This window comes from Rhodococcus sp. NPDC059234, from assembly GCF_042754225.1.
Lineage (GTDB): Bacteria > Actinomycetota > Actinomycetes > Mycobacteriales > Mycobacteriaceae > Rhodococcus_G.
On sequence record NZ_JBHZAH010000051.1, the window covers coordinates 17,574 to 32,998 of the forward strand.

A 15,425-nucleotide genomic window follows, 5' to 3' on the forward strand; every position below is an offset into this window, starting at 1 on the left:
CTCCGGAGTAAGATAACGATCGTCCACCGACCGAACACCGAGAAACTGGTGATCATGAGCAAGCAAGACGTTGTGAAATCGAACGGCGCCGCGCGCGAGCCCCGCGACACGTCCGCGGTCGGCCTCAACCCGGTCAAGCGGGACGCGATGGGGGCCGCCATGCGCGTGCTGACCAGGATCACGGGGTCGGACCTGGCTGAGAAGTACAACCTGCGCGAGCCCATCAATCGCGTCACCTACGAGGGCACGAAGACCGGGTTCAAGACCCTCGGCGCGGCCACCCGCACCTTCGCCAAGGTGTCCGGCGGCGGTCAGCCGAAGCGACTGCCGGACGCGGCCGCGAAGACCGCCGACTACTTCGACCTCACGCCCACCGACGAGCAGCAGATGATCGTCGAGACGGTGCGCGAGTTCGCCGCCGAGATCCTCCGCCCGGCCGCCTACGACGCCGACGCGGCCACCGCGGCGCCCGCCGACCTCACCAAGCGCGCCGGCGAACTGGGCATCACCCTGATCAACGTCCCCGAGGAGCTCGACGGGGCCGCCTCCGAGCGCGGCGCGGTGACGAACTCCCTGGTCGCCGAGGCGCTCGCGCACGGCGACATGGGGCTGGCCCTGCCGATCCTGGCGCCGAGCGGTGTCGCGGTCGCGCTGACCCAGTGGGGCACCGACGCCCAGCAGAAGACCTACCTGCCCGCGTTCACCGGCGAGCAGGTCCCCGGCGCCGCGGTGGTGGTCAACGAGCCGCGCGCGCTCTTCGATCCGTTCGCCCTGCAGACCAAGGCCGTTCGCTCCCCCAGCGGGTACAAGCTCAACGGCGTCAAGTCGCTGGTGCCCGCCGCGGCGAGCTCCGAACTGTTCCTCGTCGCCGCCGAGCTCGACGGCAGGCCGGCCTTCTTCATCGTCGAATCCGACGCGAAGGGCCTTGTCGTGGAGGCGGACCCGAGCATGGGTCTGCGCGCCGCCGGCCTGGGTCGACTGATCCTCACCGACGTCGCGGTTCCCGAGTCGGCCATCCTCGGCGACGGCGACGCCGACCAGCGCGCCGCCGACTACGCCAACGCCGTCCGCCTCGCCCGGCTCGGCTGGGCCTCGCTGGCCGTCGGCACCGGCCAGGCCGTGCTGGACTACGTGATCCCCTACGTCAACGAGCGTGAGGCGTTCGGCGAGCCGATCAGCCACCGGCAGGCGGTGGCCTTCATGGTCGCCAACATCGCGATCGAGCTCGACGGGTTGCGCCTGGTGACCCTGCGCGGCGCGTCCCGCGCGGAGCAGGGCCTGTCCTTCGCACGCGAGTCCGCTCTGGCCCGAAAGCTGGCCTCCGAGAAGGGCATGCAGATCGGCCTCGACGGCGTCCAGTTGCTCGGCGGGCACGGCTTCACCAAGGAGCACCCGGTCGAGCGGTGGTACCGCGACCTTCGCGCCATCGGCGTTGCCGAGGGCATCGTCCTCATCTGACGCCGCTGCTGCCCCACTAGGAGACTTTCATGATCAATCTCGAACTTCCCAAGAAGCTCAAGGCCTCGGCCAACCAGGCGCACCAGGTCGCGGCGCAGATCCTGCGGCCGGCCTCGCGCAAGTACGACCTCGCCGAGCACGAGTACCCGGTCGAGCTCGACACCATGGCCGCCATGGTCGAGGGCCTCAACGACTCCGGCACCGGAGCCTCCGGCGCCGCTCTCGGCCGCGGCGACGCACCGTCCGTCATCGGCAACGCCAACGGCGGCAACATGGCCTCGCTGATGAACGTCATCGAAACCTGCTGGGGCGACGTGGGCCTGACCCTGTCGATCCCCTACCAGGGCCTGGGCAACTCGGCGATCGCCGCGGTCGCCACCGACGAGCAGCTCGAGCGCTTCGGCAAGGTGTGGGCGTCGATGGCCATCACCGAGCCGAGCTTCGGCTCCGACTCGGCCGCGGTCACCACCACGGCGGTGCTCGACGGCGACGAGTACGTGCTCAACGGCGAGAAGATCTTCGTCACCGCCGGCGAGCGCTCCACCCACGTCGTCGTGTGGGCCACCGTGGACAAGACCAAGGGCCGGGCAGCGATCAAGTCCTTCGTCGTTCCCCGGGACGCGCCGGGCCTGTCCGTCGCGCGGCTCGAGCACAAGCTCGGCATCAAGGCCTCCGACACCGCGGTGCTGCTGCTGCAGGACTGCCGGATCCCCAAGGACAACATCCTCGGCGACCCGGAGGTCAACGTCGAGAAGGGTTTCGGCGGGGTCATGCAGACCTTCGACAACACCCGCCCGATCGTCGCGGGCATGGCGGTCGGCCTGGGCCGCGCCGCGCTCGAGGAACTGCGCGAGGTCCTCAGCGAGGCCGGTGTCGAGGTCTCCTACGACACCCCGGCCTACAACCAGCACGCCGCGGCCGCAGAGTTCCTGCAGCTCGAGGCCGACTGGGAGGCCGCGTACCTGCTCGCGCTGCGCGCGACCTGGATGGCGGACAACAAGCAGCCGAACTCGCTCGAGGCGTCGATGTCCAAGGCGAAGGCCGGCCGCACCGGCACCGCCGTCTCGCTCAAGGCCGTCGAGCTGGCCGGCAGCTACGGCTACTCGCAGCGCCCGCTGCTCGAGAAGTGGGCCCGTGACTCGAAGATTCTCGACATCTTCGAGGGCACCCAGCAGATCCAGCAGCTGATCATCGCGCGCCGCCTGCTCGGCAAGTCGTCGGCAGAGCTCAAATAGACTGCGCTGGAACGAGTTCCGCACTAGAGTCCGCCCCCGCCGCCACGCGCGCCGCGGGGGCGGATTCGTACTCAGAGGCCTCGACTTCGCGATCGGTCCCGCACTGGTCCCGCATCAGCGCCGAGTCGACCGCCTTGCGGGTCCGCTCGTCCTCCCCCGGCCACAGGTGCGCACAGACCTGTAACCTGGTCTCGGCAGACTCGTGCCCGAGGCGCTCCTGCACGGTCTTCACCGACGCCCCGGAGTGGATCAGCGCGCTCGCGTAGAAGTGCCGGAGGCTGTGCCACGTGACCTCCGATTCGATTCCGCAGCGGTCGCGCACCGCCTTGAAGGACTTCCCCACCGTCGACGACGACCACATTCGCCCCTGCACCGTCCGTACTTCTCCGTCAGTGCATCCAGCGCGGACACCAGGACGCTCGCCACCCGCGGCGACGTGTACCTGCTCGGCCCCAAATAGCCGGCGCCCCAACCTCGAGGCCTCATCGAGGGCCGATAGCCAGTGGACGGGTACCTGCAAGGAGTAGGTCGCCATGCCCGTATTCGCCGGCATCGGATCGGATGACTGTAGTCTGCAAGATCGCCGAGGCTGGCTTGCCAAACTCAGGAGTTGAGCCTGCATGGCGGTACGCGAGTAAACCATCCGGCAGCCGAACCCAACCGGGCTGGCCCTCGTCGGGTTTGGGGTTGAGCTCGGTTAATTCAGATCCGTTCTCGCGCCCCGCCCCGGCCGGCGCGCATTCCACTCGTCGATTGTGGATGGCAGCCACCCGCGGGTAGTCCCACGGGGAAGGCTGCCATCCTCGTTGACCGGCCCGACAACGACATCCGGCACCGGCAGCTTGTACCGGCTGAGTGCCCCAGCCTGAACGCCGATGCGTTCGGCCACTTCGGCGCGCGACAAGTACACGGCCGGCCGATCAGGCATGGCGACTCGCCCGAATCCGGTCTTGCGCGATGAAGGCAATCACGCCGCCCCAGGCGACCCAGAGAGGCCAGGGTGCGTGGAGCACCCACAGCACCGCGCCAGTCGACACGGTGCCCAGGATGTCGTAGTTGCGCTTCAGTAGTTCGAGCATGGTTTCTCCCAGTGAGGTGCGCTTGCGAGATTCTGGCCGGAGACCCGGGGTGAGAGCGCCTGGGCCCGTGGTGCGTCCAGCCCGAGGTTGCTCTGACTAGATGCAACGAACTCCCTCCCTCGCATTGAGATTGGGGATCCTATCCTTCGATGAGACGCACGACGAGGGTGAGTCGACCGGCTGGCGTCCATGCGCCGACGGCGACGTTCCCCGAACCCAAATGCGTGAGCTTCTCGATCTCACCCTCGTCGCCGAAATCGATCGGCAGCGCTATGCGTTCGGACGAGTCGAGGTTCTCGTCGGTGACGATCAATGCGTCCTCGGTGGCGTACACGGCGGCTCGGTCGTCGTTGATCCAGCATCCGGCGAGCCCGAAACCGTACTCGGCGTCGACGTCACTCGCGTCGAGCCGTGAGATCTCCTTCAGGGCCGGCCATGACAGCATCCGTACTGTCTGCGGATCGCTGTACGGGGTGACGAGTAGCCTCGCCCCCGACGGACTGAAGCCCGCGATCACGGGGTCTTCTCCTGCGAGGATCTCGGTCAGATGTAGGCGCGATCCCTCGACGTCGACGCGGAAGGCGAGAACGCCGTCCTGCCCCATGGCGAGCTCGAGAATCGCCGTGTCTTCGGCAGGATGAGGGTGCAGGTAGGCGCGAGCACCATCGGCGTCGATCGCCTGGTCGTCGAGGACTGTCCCGGTCGCGGAATCGAGCACGAGCAGCCGGTGTCTCTCGCCGTCGGGGACGGCGACGACGAGTAGACCGCCCAGGAGCGCAGCCGCGTCGGCGGCTATTCCGGGCGCCGTGACCACTTGCTCTCCGGCGATGACGAGCCCGCCGGCGGAGGCGAGTATGAGCAGATCGAGACTGGAAGCCGCAAGGACGCGGACGTCATCCTCCAGAGGGAGCTCTCGCTGCGAGGTCTCGGCGAGTCTGTCGTCGAGAAGACGCACTGCGCCGTCTCGCCACAGCGCGAAAGTCAGACGTCCGACCGTCTTGCCAGCAAAAACGAGACCCGACATCGGGTCCAGGACGTCGATCACATCGGCGGAAATGAGCATTCGATCACTGTATCGAGAACGGGCGGTCACGGGCGTTGCCTATTGCTGCCGGCAACTGTGCGGCCTCGAGCAGAACACGAGTCGACCGAATGGCCTTGAGGTTCCGCCAGATCCATGGGTCGACGTGTAGAAATGCGAGATGGGAAGGCAAACAGTCGCAGTGCTCTACGTGGTCGCACTTGTAGCCACAGTGATCGCGGTGGACATCTTGTTTTTCAGGGACCGTTTCTGGGCCCGGCTGGCGGCGAATGTAGGAATCGTCCTGGTATTCACGGCCTTCTACTTCAGATTCCTGAAGAGCTCGTGAGTGCCGTGATGCCGAATTTGGAAATCAACTACTCGCGAGTAACCATCAAGCTCAGGAGTGGCCGGCGGTCGCCGCTCGGCGACGTGGGTGGCATCGTCACCACAAGCGCGCGAGAACGCCCGCCGGTCAGTGGCCAGCGGGGCGTTCTGCGGCCGCCCCAAGTCGGGGGCTGGGACGGCTCGCGATAGAAGTCGGATGCAGTGTGGATTGCGTTACTGCTGTCCGCCGTTCGGTTGACCCACTTCGGGGACGATCAGCTCATCGCTTCCCGCATAGCGGTACGCGAGTAGTCCATCGGGAAACCGAACTCAGCCGGACTGGTCCTCATTTACGGGCGAGTCGAACTCCGTCATGCCAGGTCCGTTCTCGCGCCACGGCCGGGCCGGTTCGCGTTCCAACCGTCAATCGTCGTGGCGCGCCAGCCGCGAGTCTTGCCGATCCAAGCATCCGGCTCCGGGAGCTTGTAGTGGCTGGCGGCTGAGCGGTCGATCCCAAGCCGCTCGGCGACCTCCGTAATCGACAAGAATCGTTCAGGCATGCCGCGCCCAGGCAGCAACGGCAGCAGTTGCTACTGCGGCAGCGCCTACGAGTGCCCAGTACGGCAATGGCTGCCGGGTGACGGCTAGGGCGGCAGCGGCAATGGCGAACACGGTCACGCTGGCCTTGTCCTGCTTCGTCATGGGTGGCTCCTTCCATGGTTGTGTGATCAAACGCGTGCCTGAAACATCCAGTCGCCAAAAGGCTTTGGAGAACCTTGCGCGATGACCACCAGTTTCGGTGTGGAGTTCAACTGTCTGACTGACCTGAGGCGTCATCTTCGCGTTGTCACGCAAAGTCCCAACGGAGCACCCCGTCCTCGACGAGGGCGACCCACCCAACGCAGTCCGTTCCGTGCTCGAGTGCCGAAGCGGTGCAGTCGAGCATGGCCTCGATTGAGGCCCACCGGAAGGTTGCACCCCCCTCGTTGAAGAACTCGATGACGCACCCACTGCGGTCTCCACCGCGGGTGTCGACCGCAAGGTAGTCACCGGCGCCGGTGTCGCCGATCGGGATGAAGGCAGGCAGGTAGATCTCGGTCTCGCTTCCCGCCGGTTCTGCCATCAGGGCCTCGGTACCACCGAGATCTTCTGCTTCGTCCTCCCATGAGCGGGTCAGTCGGTGGCGGGTCTCGACGGCATCGGCAACGGAAAGCGGCTCGTTGCTGGGAAGAACCAGCGGGATCGGGTATTCGCGGTAGCCGCCGTCATGCAACGCGAACCACTGGAACAACTGCTCAGGCCAGGTCTCGGCCGTCGCCGCTTCGGCCGAGCGCACGGCCCCTAAGTCGGCCGGCGGAAGCAACCTAGTTGGCGTCTTCGGGGCGTGCTGTTCGCACCATCTGATGATCCGCGCCCAGTTCGCTTCGACACTCATGGCCCCGAAGCTACTGGTGGCCGTGCCGATTCTCGGCGAAACGCTCATGCTGCCAGCCCCCAACAGCGTTCCTACCGATCTGCATGTCTGTACACCTCCACATCGGCGGCGAATCCAGGAGAATGTGGCGATGGCATTCACTGTGACCTTCCGAGCCGAGACGGCAGCAGGCGGGACGATTGAAGACCGCTATGGCGATGACGACGACTTCACCATCCACGACAGTGGTGCACTAATCGTTACCCGTCCGAACGAGGAGCTGATCTATGCACCAGGGGCATGGATTCGACTCCACAAATCGAGCGATCAATCTGAGGCGTCTGCCGGTAACTACATCTGAGACGCGAGGAGCCCTTGGTAGATGCAGTGACAGCGCCGAGATGACCAGTGACGGTTCGCGCGGGCGAAACTTGTCGTGCATCTGGCCGACAATGGGAGGGGTTCACAGTCCCCGGTTCTGCTCGACGCCTGGGCGCCCCGGCCGGCCCGCAGGTGTTCGACTAGCCAGACGCCGGGATGTGTAACAACGACGACAAGGTCCACAATTTCGTCCGCGCGTCGAGCATCTACCCCAACCCGACGACTCACGAGCGGCTCTGCGACAAGGCGATGGAGTTCGTTCGCGCCCACGACCCCATGCCGGTAGGCCCTTTCGTCGCGACGATCATTGGGTGGTTCCCGCTGTACGACGTGCCGGGATCTGGCGAATCCTCCTGAAACGTAATAGAGCCCCTTTCGCAACGGGTTTCACGACGGATCCCCTCAATGGTGCTGGTCGGCGCTTCCCGAACCGGCGGCAAAGCCTCTGGCGCGCAGGAAGTCCTCCCGGTCAGTGGCCGGCCCCTGGTTGATCGAAGGGTTCAGCCGTTGATACCCGCGTACTCGGCGGTGCACAGCCACAGGAACGCAGTGACGTCCTCGTCGGTGTACTCCGCGGGCGCTGTGACGGTGCTGGTACGCGGGCACCAGATCACGCTGGAGTCGATCTGGGTCGCAAGGGCTTCGAGGCCGTCGTTCCACCAGTCGAGCACGGCATCATCGGGATCGTCGGACGTTTCCCACGCCAGAATCCACGGCGCCATCGTGTCCCAGCGGAAGGCGGGGTCAACGGGACGAACGGTGGGGATACGACCACTACCTTGCTTCTGCCACTGCATTGTCGGCCACATCGAAGGGTTGCGTTCTGCTCACGGCGGCCACGTCGATTGGCCACGGCTCGAGAATCTCAGTTCCCATTCCGCGGATCACGGCCCTCGTCAGTGAGCCCACCGACCGAACCGGGATCATCAGCGCCGCATCGACAGTTGCCAGCGCAACCAGGGCAGGGCCGCCGATCCATAGCGGAATCCTCATCGATCCTCCTTCGGTGTGGTGGCCCCGCCAGCGCAAGCGAGGGCAAGGCTCGCGGGGCCTGCGTCACTGGAGGGGCGACGCAGCGTTAGACACTAACTTAGCCAGTGAGTTACTCGCGCGTACCAAACCGTAGGGTCTCCGCTCTTATCCATTGATGTCATTGCATTTCGACGAGACACTCGACGGACCCTGACTGTTTGCTGATGCGGTGCGGGCCGGTGCTTCCCGAGCTGGCCGCTCCACCGGCCCGCGGTGGCAACGTTAGCGATTATCGAACGAGTGTGCGAATCGGACTAGGCTTGATGCATGGCCCAGCTCGTCGAACCGTCCCCGACACGCTGTCCCAACGGCCACAGGCTCGGGCCGCGGCGGGTGCTCGTCGGGTGGCGTGCATGCCCCTGTTCGCCGCGCCTCGGACATCGGACACACGAATGCCGCGAATGCGGCGCCGTGATCTTCACGCCGCCCTGCAGCGGGCCGGTTGGTCCAGGCGGGCGATGGTCGAGCGACTAGGGCGTGTCTCCTGAATGTCGGTCGTGTGGGGAGGTCCCGGCCGGCCGCGCTCGGGCCCCGATCGCGTGCTGGCGACATTGCCTACTCTTCCCGCGCGATCCGTCACCATTTGCGCTCCCGAGGAATCTTCGCCATCCCAAAGCCCCTTGACCAGCAGGTGCGCCGCAGGCAACGCGGGTCCCGAGGCGGCCGCTCCGTCACCTACGACGCCGATGACTACAAGGGCCGCAACGTCATCGAGCGCGGTTTCAACGAGACCACGCGATGGTGCGGGCTCGCCACCCGCTACGACACCCTCGCCCTCACATACCGCGGCGGACCCGTCCTCCGAGCCATCGTGCTCTGGCTCAACGCAGTAGGAGACTCGCCCTAGAGTCCCCTGACCCCGAGCAGTCGACTCGCGAGGCGAGGAGGTCGATCCCCTCGACCCCTCAGTCGATCCACGAGCTCAGGCGTGTGGGGTGGGAACGAGTCGAGGATCTCAGCGGGCCCAAACGCGATGGGTTCGCCTCGTTTCGCGCGGTCTCGAGCGTCCGTCCAACCCGTGATGAGGAGATACCATCCCGCTTCCGCGCCTACTGGCGAGCCTGAGGTTACGACCGCTTCGATCTCCACGACGCCGTCGCTGAGCGAGGCGACATCCTCGACTGTTCGAGATATCACCACGATCTTCGCCGATGGATCGCTGATCCAGATCGTCGCGTTGGCCCACCGCTTGACGAGCTCGGTCTCCTTGCGTTCCCGGGCATCTTGACGCCACCAGAATGCGAGGAGCCCCGCCACGATGAGCCCAGTGGAGCCCCAGAGAACGAACTCGAACATGCCCACAGGATAGGGGCCGATACGTCCGCCTCTCCGAGAAGCGGGCGTATCCGAGAAGAGCATGCAGAGCTCGGCGACAAGCGCGTCTATGAGCACGATCAGAAGGCGATGCGTGTGAACACTCCGACTTCAGGAGACACGCCCTAGCCTGAGATCACCTCCCAGCGCGACTGCTCAGCATCAGCCGAAGGCATGCCGTTCCACAGGTGCATCTGGAAGTCGGGGTCCTTCACCTTGACCTCGTTCACCACCTTGCTGCCGTCGACCTGGTAGCTCGCCACCCACACCGCGTCGATCTGGCTGGCGATCGGCGACGCCTCGAGTGCCTCGCGTACGCAGTCGCGGTTGCGCGCAGATCGTCGGCCGATGCGACTGCCGGATCGCAGATGTCGACCGCGGCGCCGTACGACCCAGGCTTGCTGCTGCTCGAGGTATACCGGCCAGCGGTCACGGATACACCATCGCGCAGATGAGGAATTCGAGCGCGAGCACACGACCGGTAAGCAGTTGCCCTGTCCTGCACTGGTCCCGCATCAGGGGCAGAAGCCTGCCTTCCAGTGCGACGTGTGAGACACACGAAAACGCCGTGACCAGCTCATATATCAATCCGCAGCTTGCCGACATGTCTCGAGAAGATTCTCGACATCTTCGAAGGCACCCAGCAGATCCAGCAGCTGATCAGCGCGCGCCGCCTGCCCGGCAATTCGTCTGCAGTGCTCAAATAGACTGCGCTGGAACGAGTTCCGCATTCGAGTCCGTCCCCGCCGCCACGCGCCGCGGGGGCAGATTCGTGTTCGCGGGCCGAGAACAGGCCATCGCCCCTGCCCGACCATGTGGTCGGGCTTTCACCCGCACTGCACTCCTTCCCCGTACGATTTGCATCGTTGTCGGCTCATCGAGGTTCACTTGACGTCGAGTGAGGAGTAGTTCGGATGGATCTGTCCCCGATGCTCGAGGTAACTCACAACGCCCGCAGTCTTGCGGGGCTGCCACTCGTGGGTGGCGGTGCGGTGCGCGCGGGGGTGCTGTATCGCTCCGACGCGTTGAGTTCGCTCACTCCGATGGGAGTTGAGCAGTTGGTGTCGTTGGGGATCGGTACGGTCGTGGATCTGCGGACCGAGGGCGAGCGGCGCCGGGCACCGGATGTGCTTCCTGCGGATGGTTCCGTCCGGTTCGTCTCGCTGCCCGTTCAGGGTGGGGCCATGGACGAGCTCGTGCAGCAGCTGCTTCCCTCCGATGGCCGCAGTAGATCGCTGACTGACGATCAGATTCAGAACATCGTCGATCAGGTTCCGATGTTGAGTGATCTTTACCTGACGATTCTCGAGAACAGTGCTGCCGCGTTCGCAACCGCAGCGAGGAGCATCGTCACTCCTGCGGACGGGTCTCGTCCGGGGGTGCTTTTCCACTGCACTGCAGGAAAGGACCGGACCGGGTTGATTTCGGCGATGCTGCTGATGCTCGCCGATGTCGAACGGCAGGCGATCGTCGAGGACTACACGCGTACGGGAGAGAACCTGGCGGGCCCGTTCGCCGAGCAGTTGCTCGGTCTCATCACGTCCTTGGGCATTCCTGCCGTGCCGAGACTTCGCGCCCTGGCAACGGAGTCGCCGGTCGATGCGATCGAGACAGTCATGGACTGGCTTGATCGGGTGCACGGCGGCGCAGCTGGATACCTGCGTGCAGGTGGGTTGTCCGACGCCGAAATCGACAGCGTGCGCACACAGCTACGCGACGCGGTCGACCCGGTCACGATGCAGCCCGATGAACTGATCCCGGCAGGCGGGTAGCGCGGTCACGATCGGCAAGTCGTCCGCAGCGCTCGAGAAACCCTCAGCATTCCTTCAGCTTGCAGCGCGATACTGGCTCGATGCTGTGCGTGAGCGTCGACGCCGACGACCTCAGATGGGACCGGCTCGAGGAGTGGATCCTCGCCTGGGATCCGTGTGTCGACCTGCACGAGGCCCTGCCCGAGTGGGGCGCTGGGCTCAGTCGCGCCGCGAGCGCCGTCGACTCACGGATCCTCTGGTGCCCGGAACTGAACGTGGTCACCGCGCCGGCGGAACTCGGCGGGGACGAGATCGAGGTCGTGCTCCGGTCTGCCATCCGCCGCTACGCGAACATCGACACCGCGCGGTAGTCGACTCGGGCGGCCGACGCTCGTCCAAAGCGCGGCGGCATCCGGCCACCCGCCACTAGGCTCGGGGGTGTACCGGATCCGTTTCCCAGGGGGAGAGCGATGCCAGGTGTAGTGACCAAGGTGATCGACACACTCGGCGCGGCCCGGGTGATGGTCCGGTCGGGACTCGTCCCCTTCCCCCGCCTCGATCGCGGCATCACCTCGATCCTCGCGGTCGGCAAGTTCGGCCCCTTCGCGGGACCGATCCACGCCCACGCCGTGCACGGACTGGACGCGGTCGCCGTGATCGACGAGCGCGGGCAGCTCACCTATCTCGACCTCGAGCAGCAGTCCAATGCCTTGGTCCGGGCATGGTCGGCCGAGGGCATCACCCCGGGCTCCGTGATGGGCGCAATGTGCCGCAACCACCGCGGCCTGGTACTCGCCATGCTCGCCGCGGCGAAGCTCGGCACCAAGCTGGTACTGATGAACACCGGCTTCGCGGCCCCGCAACTCGTGGATGTCGCTGCGCGCGAACAGGTTCGAGCGTTCGTCTACGACGAGGAGTTCGAGGCGGTGGCCACGGCACTGCCGTCCGACGTGCGACTGTTCCTCTCCTGGGGTGAGGACACGGGCCGTGCGACCTCCATCGACGACCTGGTCGCGGGCCGAAGCACCGACACCCTCTCGCCCCCACCGGTCCACGGCAGCTTCGTGCTGCTGACCAGTGGCACCACCGGCACTCCCAAGGGCGCCCCGCGCGAGCACACGTCTCCGCTCGCCTCGGCCCAGTTTCTCGACCGGGTCCCGCTGCGTCCGGGACAGACGATGGTGATGTCCGCGCCCGCATTCCACGGCACCGGACTGTCCCAGTTCGCCCTCGCCCTCGCCCTCGGCCAGACCGTCGTCATGCAACGCAGGTTCGACCCCGAACAGGCAATCGCACTGGTCGCCGAGAACCGGGCCGACGTCCTCGTGGTCGTGCCCACCATGCTGCAGCGCATCATCGATCTCGGCCCGCAGGTCCTGACCCGCTACGACACCACCAACCTCAAGGTGATCTTCGCGGCCGGATCGGCCATCTCGCCGGACCTGTCCAACCGCACCACCGAGTCCTTCGGGCCCGTGCTGCACAACCTGTACGGCTCCACCGAGGTCGCCGTCGCGACCGTCGCGACCCCGGCGGATCTGGCCCTGGCGCCCGGCACCGCAGGCCGCGCGCCGGTCACCTGCCACGTCGAACTCTTCGACGACGCGGGCACCCGGGTCACCGAACCCGGCGTCGTCGGCCGGATCTTCGTCTCCAGCGGGCTGAGCTTCAACGGGTACACCGACGGCCGCGACAAGGAGCGGATCGACGGACTTCTCTCGACCGGTGACGTCGGGCACTTCGACCGCAACGGCCTGCTGTTCGTCGACGGCCGCGACGACGACATGATCGTCTCGGGCGGCGAGAACGTCTATCCGTTGGAGGTGGAGAACCTGCTCGCCGACCGCCCGGACGTGGTGGAGGCTGCCGTGATCGGGGTCGAGGACGCCGAATTCGGCCACCGGCTCAAGGCTTTCGTCGTCCCCTCCTCCGACTCCGACCGTGACGTGCAGGCGCTCAAGTCCCACGTCAAGGAGCATCTCGCCCGGTACAAGGTGCCCCGCGAGATCGTCTTCCTCGAGGAGCTCCCCCGCAACGCGACCGGAAAGCTGTTGCGCCGCAACCTTTACGAGATGGACTAGCGCACCGCAACCTTCGTCGCCGACTCGATCTCCTCCTCGATCAGGCTCGCGTTGATCGCCGCCGCGGCGTTCAGGCCCGCGGCGGCCGCGACGATCACCTGGGCTCGCGGGTCGGCGACGTTACCGGCCACCCAGACGCCGGGAACGGCCGTGGCGCCGGTCGGGTCGGCGGCGACGTAGCTGCCGATCACGTGCCCGCCCATCTCCTGCTCGCCCGGTTCGATCCCCAGGCTCGCCAGCACGTCGGCGCGGGCGGTGAACCGGGGCGGGACCACCACGGCCTCGCGCGGGACGATCTCACCGGACGTCATCCGCACGCCGGCCAGCCGATCGCCGCGAACCTCGAGCCCGGCGACCTCCCCGTCCACCACGGCGACGCCACGCGCCGTCAACTGCTCGAGCTCCAGCGCCGTCGGCGCGGGCGCGGTGTGCAGGAACAGGGTCATGTCCGCGCTCCACTGCCGCCACATCTGCGCCTGGTGGACCGCCAGCGGGCCGGTAGCCAGGATCCCGATCGCCTGATCGCGCGCCTCCCAGCCGTGGCAGTACGGGCAGTGCAGCACGTCCCGGCCCCACCGCTGCGCCACCCCGGGGATCTCGGGCAGTTCGTCGACCAGCCCGGTGGTGACCAGCAGTCGACGCGCGAGCACCGACCGGCCGTCGTCGAGAACCACCCGGAATCCGTCCGTGCCGGCCCGCTGAGCCGAGGCGACCCGACCGGACTCGATCTCACCGCCGTAGCCGGTCACCTCGGACCGGCCTGCGGCTAGCAGCTCGCCCGGCGGCGTGCCCTCTCGTGCCAGGTAGTTGTGCACGTGCCCGGCCGGCGCGTTGCGCGGATCGCCGGCGTCGACCACCAGCACCGACCGTCGGGCCCTGGCCAACGTCAGGGCCCCACTGAGCCCGGCCGCACCGCCACCGACCACAACCACGTCGTACTTCTCGTTCACCGGTTCTCCCCTCGCTCGTGTCGTCTCCCGTCGACTGTCCCCGTTCGTCACCGCGCTTGACAAGAACCGTTGCCGAAACGGCAAACTGTGGCATGACCCCCGACGAGTCCGGCCTCGACGAGGTGCTCGATGCCGTCGGCCCGAGGCTTCGCGAGGTCCGCCGACAACGCGGCGCGACGCTGGCTCAGCTGTCCGAGTCGACCGGCATCTCGGTGAGCACCCTGTCCCGGCTCGAATCCGGCAGGCGCCGACCCACCCTCGAACTCCTGCTCCTGCTCGCCCGCGCCCACCAGCTGCCCCTGGACGAATTGGTCGGCGCCCCCGAGACCGGCGACCCACGCATCCACCAACGCCCCGTGATCCGCAACGGGGTCACGATCATCCCCCTGACCCGGCGCCCCGGCGGCCTCCAGGCCTACAAGCAGGTCTATCCCCCGCACTGGCCGCGCGGCGAGCCGCGACGGCAGGTGCACGACGGGTACGAGTGGCTCTACGTGCTGTCCGGTCGGCTTCGGCTGCTGCTCGGCGAGCACGACGTCGTCCTCACCCCCGGCGAGGTCGCGGAGTTCGACACCCATGTCCCGCACTGGTTCGGCAATCCGTCCGACGAACCGACCGAGATCGTCAGCCTCTTCGGGCCTCAGGGTGAACGCGCTCACGTCCGGACGACAGCTCGAGGAAGGCACCGATGACCGTCCGGCCCACCTCCTCGACTCGGGCGAGGTGGTCCACGTCCGGCACGGTGCCCGGCGGCATGTGCGCGCGCAGCACGGGAAGTTCGTCGACGGTCAGCTCGACGTGGAACTGCAGGCCGTAGGCGCTGTCGCCGAATCGAAAGGCCTGATGCGCGTACGCGTCGCTGCCGGCGAGCAGGACCGCGCCGTCCGGCAGGTCGAAGGTGTCGCCGTGCCAGTGCACGACCGGCAGTGCGACGCCGAGTCCGCCCACCACCGGGTCCGCCCGCCCGGCCTCGGTCACGGCGACCCGTCCGGCGCCGAATTCGCCTGCGGGGCCTTCGTACACGCGTCCGCCGAGCGCGGCCGCGAGCAGCTGCGCACCGAGGCACACCGCGAGTACCGGGACCCCACGCTCCACACAGCCGCGGATCAGTGCCCGTTCGGCGGCCAGGTGCGGGTGCGCGGCGTCGTCCATCGCATTCATCGGCCCGCCCATCACCACGAGCCCGACGCACTGAGGCGGCGACGGCAGCGGGTCGCCTTCGAACGGCTCGCGGACCTCGTACCGAATCCCCTTGGCGTCCAACATGGTCCCGATCAGTGCGGGACCCTCGAAAGCGACATGCTTGATCACCCACCAGGTTCGGCTCATGCCGCCATCCTGACACGCCGAAAACGACGAAGGACCCGGTACCTGGGTACCGG

At 66.9% G+C, this 15,425-nt stretch carries 19 protein-coding genes; 8 read left to right on the forward strand and 11 right to left on the reverse strand.

The genetic code is table 11. The features are described 5' to 3' along the window. Positions 1 to 48: 48 nt before the first annotated feature. Both ACFXGJ_RS12985 and ACFXGJ_RS12990 read left to right on the forward strand, forming a co-directional pair. A complete protein-coding gene (locus ACFXGJ_RS12985; RefSeq protein ID WP_378620084.1) occupies positions 49 to 1,458 on the forward strand; it encodes an acyl-CoA dehydrogenase family protein in 1,410 nt (469 codons plus the stop codon). Positions 1,459 to 1,487: 29 nt separating this feature from the next. Continuing rightward, positions 1,488 to 2,693 (forward strand): acyl-CoA dehydrogenase family protein, encoded by a 1,206-nt coding sequence (locus tag ACFXGJ_RS12990; protein ID WP_378620087.1) that lies wholly within the window; start codon positions 1,488 to 1,490, stop codon positions 2,691 to 2,693. On the opposite strand, the gene ACFXGJ_RS12995 is transcribed toward ACFXGJ_RS12990, so the two are convergent. The 5 genes from ACFXGJ_RS12995 to ACFXGJ_RS13015 form a co-directional block, all read right to left on the reverse strand. Further along, entirely contained in the window at positions 2,686 to 3,066 is a 381-nt protein-coding gene (locus tag ACFXGJ_RS12995; RefSeq protein ID WP_378620091.1) for a tyrosine-type recombinase/integrase, read from the reverse strand. The genes ACFXGJ_RS12990 and ACFXGJ_RS12995 overlap by 8 nt on opposite strands. A gap of 547 nt (positions 3,067 to 3,613) precedes the next feature. Next, positions 3,614 to 3,772 carry a hypothetical protein gene (locus ACFXGJ_RS13000; protein ID WP_378620094.1) on the reverse strand — a complete coding sequence of 53 codons (159 nt, stop codon included), beginning with the start codon at positions 3,770 to 3,772 and terminating at the stop codon, positions 3,614 to 3,616. A 139-nt stretch (positions 3,773 to 3,911) separates the two neighbouring features. Then, positions 3,912 to 4,835 carry a hypothetical protein gene (locus tag ACFXGJ_RS13005; RefSeq protein WP_378620097.1) on the reverse strand — a complete coding sequence of 308 codons (924 nt, stop codon included), beginning with the start codon at positions 4,833 to 4,835 and terminating at the stop codon, positions 3,912 to 3,914. Between the two features lie 837 nt (positions 4,836 to 5,672). Beyond that, a complete protein-coding gene (locus tag ACFXGJ_RS13010; RefSeq protein ID WP_378620100.1) occupies positions 5,673 to 5,822 on the reverse strand; it encodes a hypothetical protein in 150 nt (49 codons plus the stop codon). A 145-nt stretch (positions 5,823 to 5,967) separates the two neighbouring features. Then, on the reverse strand, positions 5,968 to 6,555 hold the full coding sequence (locus ACFXGJ_RS13015) for an SMI1/KNR4 family protein (RefSeq protein WP_378620103.1): 588 nt from the start codon (positions 6,553 to 6,555) through the stop codon (positions 5,968 to 5,970). 130 nt (positions 6,556 to 6,685) lie between these two features. Here ACFXGJ_RS13015 and ACFXGJ_RS13020 point away from each other — a divergent pair, with 130 nt between their 5' ends. Next, the gene (locus tag ACFXGJ_RS13020; protein ID WP_378620105.1) at positions 6,686 to 6,895 is read left to right on the forward strand and encodes a hypothetical protein; all 210 of its coding nucleotides are present in this window, start codon (positions 6,686 to 6,688) and stop codon (positions 6,893 to 6,895) included. A 520-nt stretch (positions 6,896 to 7,415) separates the two neighbouring features. On the opposite strand, the gene ACFXGJ_RS13025 is transcribed toward ACFXGJ_RS13020, so the two are convergent. Both ACFXGJ_RS13025 and ACFXGJ_RS13030 read right to left on the reverse strand, forming a co-directional pair. Next, positions 7,416 to 7,637 carry a hypothetical protein gene (locus tag ACFXGJ_RS13025; RefSeq protein WP_378620108.1) on the reverse strand — a complete coding sequence of 74 codons (222 nt, stop codon included), beginning with the start codon at positions 7,635 to 7,637 and terminating at the stop codon, positions 7,416 to 7,418. A gap of 52 nt (positions 7,638 to 7,689) precedes the next feature. Beyond that, complete coding sequence (locus ACFXGJ_RS13030) at positions 7,690 to 7,908, reverse strand: hypothetical protein (protein ID WP_378620110.1); 219 nt, start codon at positions 7,906 to 7,908, stop codon at positions 7,690 to 7,692. Between the two features lie 670 nt (positions 7,909 to 8,578). On the opposite strand from ACFXGJ_RS13030, the gene ACFXGJ_RS13035 reads away from it, so the two are divergent. Beyond that, on the forward strand, positions 8,579 to 8,794 hold the full coding sequence (locus ACFXGJ_RS13035; RefSeq protein ID WP_378620112.1) for a hypothetical protein: 216 nt from the start codon (positions 8,579 to 8,581) through the stop codon (positions 8,792 to 8,794). On the opposite strand, the gene ACFXGJ_RS13040 is transcribed toward ACFXGJ_RS13035, so the two are convergent. After that, positions 8,791 to 9,243 (reverse strand): hypothetical protein, encoded by a 453-nt coding sequence (locus tag ACFXGJ_RS13040; RefSeq protein WP_378620116.1) that lies wholly within the window; start codon positions 9,241 to 9,243, stop codon positions 8,791 to 8,793. The two genes, ACFXGJ_RS13035 and ACFXGJ_RS13040, sit on opposite strands and share 4 nt — an antisense overlap. 143 nt (positions 9,244 to 9,386) lie before the next feature. Then, the gene (locus ACFXGJ_RS13045) at positions 9,387 to 9,524 is read right to left on the reverse strand and encodes a hypothetical protein (RefSeq protein WP_378620119.1); all 138 of its coding nucleotides are present in this window, start codon (positions 9,522 to 9,524) and stop codon (positions 9,387 to 9,389) included. 651 nt (positions 9,525 to 10,175) lie between these two features. On the opposite strand from ACFXGJ_RS13045, the gene ACFXGJ_RS13050 reads away from it, so the two are divergent. The 3 genes from ACFXGJ_RS13050 (at position 10,176) to ACFXGJ_RS13060 (ending at position 13,093) form a co-directional block, all read left to right on the forward strand. Beyond that, positions 10,176 to 11,033, forward strand: coding sequence for a tyrosine-protein phosphatase (locus tag ACFXGJ_RS13050; RefSeq protein ID WP_378620121.1), 858 nt, complete (start codon positions 10,176 to 10,178; stop codon positions 11,031 to 11,033). An 80-nt stretch (positions 11,034 to 11,113) separates the two neighbouring features. Next, on the forward strand, positions 11,114 to 11,383 hold the full coding sequence (locus ACFXGJ_RS13055) for a hypothetical protein (protein ID WP_378620124.1): 270 nt from the start codon (positions 11,114 to 11,116) through the stop codon (positions 11,381 to 11,383). Positions 11,384 to 11,482: 99 nt separating this feature from the next. Further along, positions 11,483 to 13,093, forward strand: a complete 1,611-nt coding sequence (locus tag ACFXGJ_RS13060; protein WP_378620127.1) for an acyl-CoA synthetase — start codon at positions 11,483 to 11,485, stop codon at positions 13,091 to 13,093. On the opposite strand, the gene ACFXGJ_RS13065 is transcribed toward ACFXGJ_RS13060, so the two are convergent. Further along, positions 13,090 to 14,043 carry an NAD(P)/FAD-dependent oxidoreductase gene (locus tag ACFXGJ_RS13065; protein ID WP_378620129.1) on the reverse strand — a complete coding sequence of 318 codons (954 nt, stop codon included), beginning with the start codon at positions 14,041 to 14,043 and terminating at the stop codon, positions 13,090 to 13,092. The genes ACFXGJ_RS13060 and ACFXGJ_RS13065 overlap by 4 nt on opposite strands. 92 nt (positions 14,044 to 14,135) lie before the next feature. Here ACFXGJ_RS13065 and ACFXGJ_RS13070 point away from each other — a divergent pair, with 92 nt between their 5' ends. Next, positions 14,136 to 14,735: a helix-turn-helix domain-containing protein gene (locus ACFXGJ_RS13070; RefSeq protein ID WP_378620133.1), complete on the forward strand. Its 600-nt coding sequence runs from the start codon at positions 14,136 to 14,138 to the stop codon at positions 14,733 to 14,735. Here the strand turns inward: ACFXGJ_RS13070 and ACFXGJ_RS13075 are convergent. Further along, positions 14,668 to 15,372: a type 1 glutamine amidotransferase gene (locus tag ACFXGJ_RS13075; protein WP_378620135.1), complete on the reverse strand. Its 705-nt coding sequence runs from the start codon at positions 15,370 to 15,372 to the stop codon at positions 14,668 to 14,670. The two genes, ACFXGJ_RS13070 and ACFXGJ_RS13075, sit on opposite strands and share 68 nt — an antisense overlap. Positions 15,373 to 15,425: the final 53 nt, after the last annotated feature.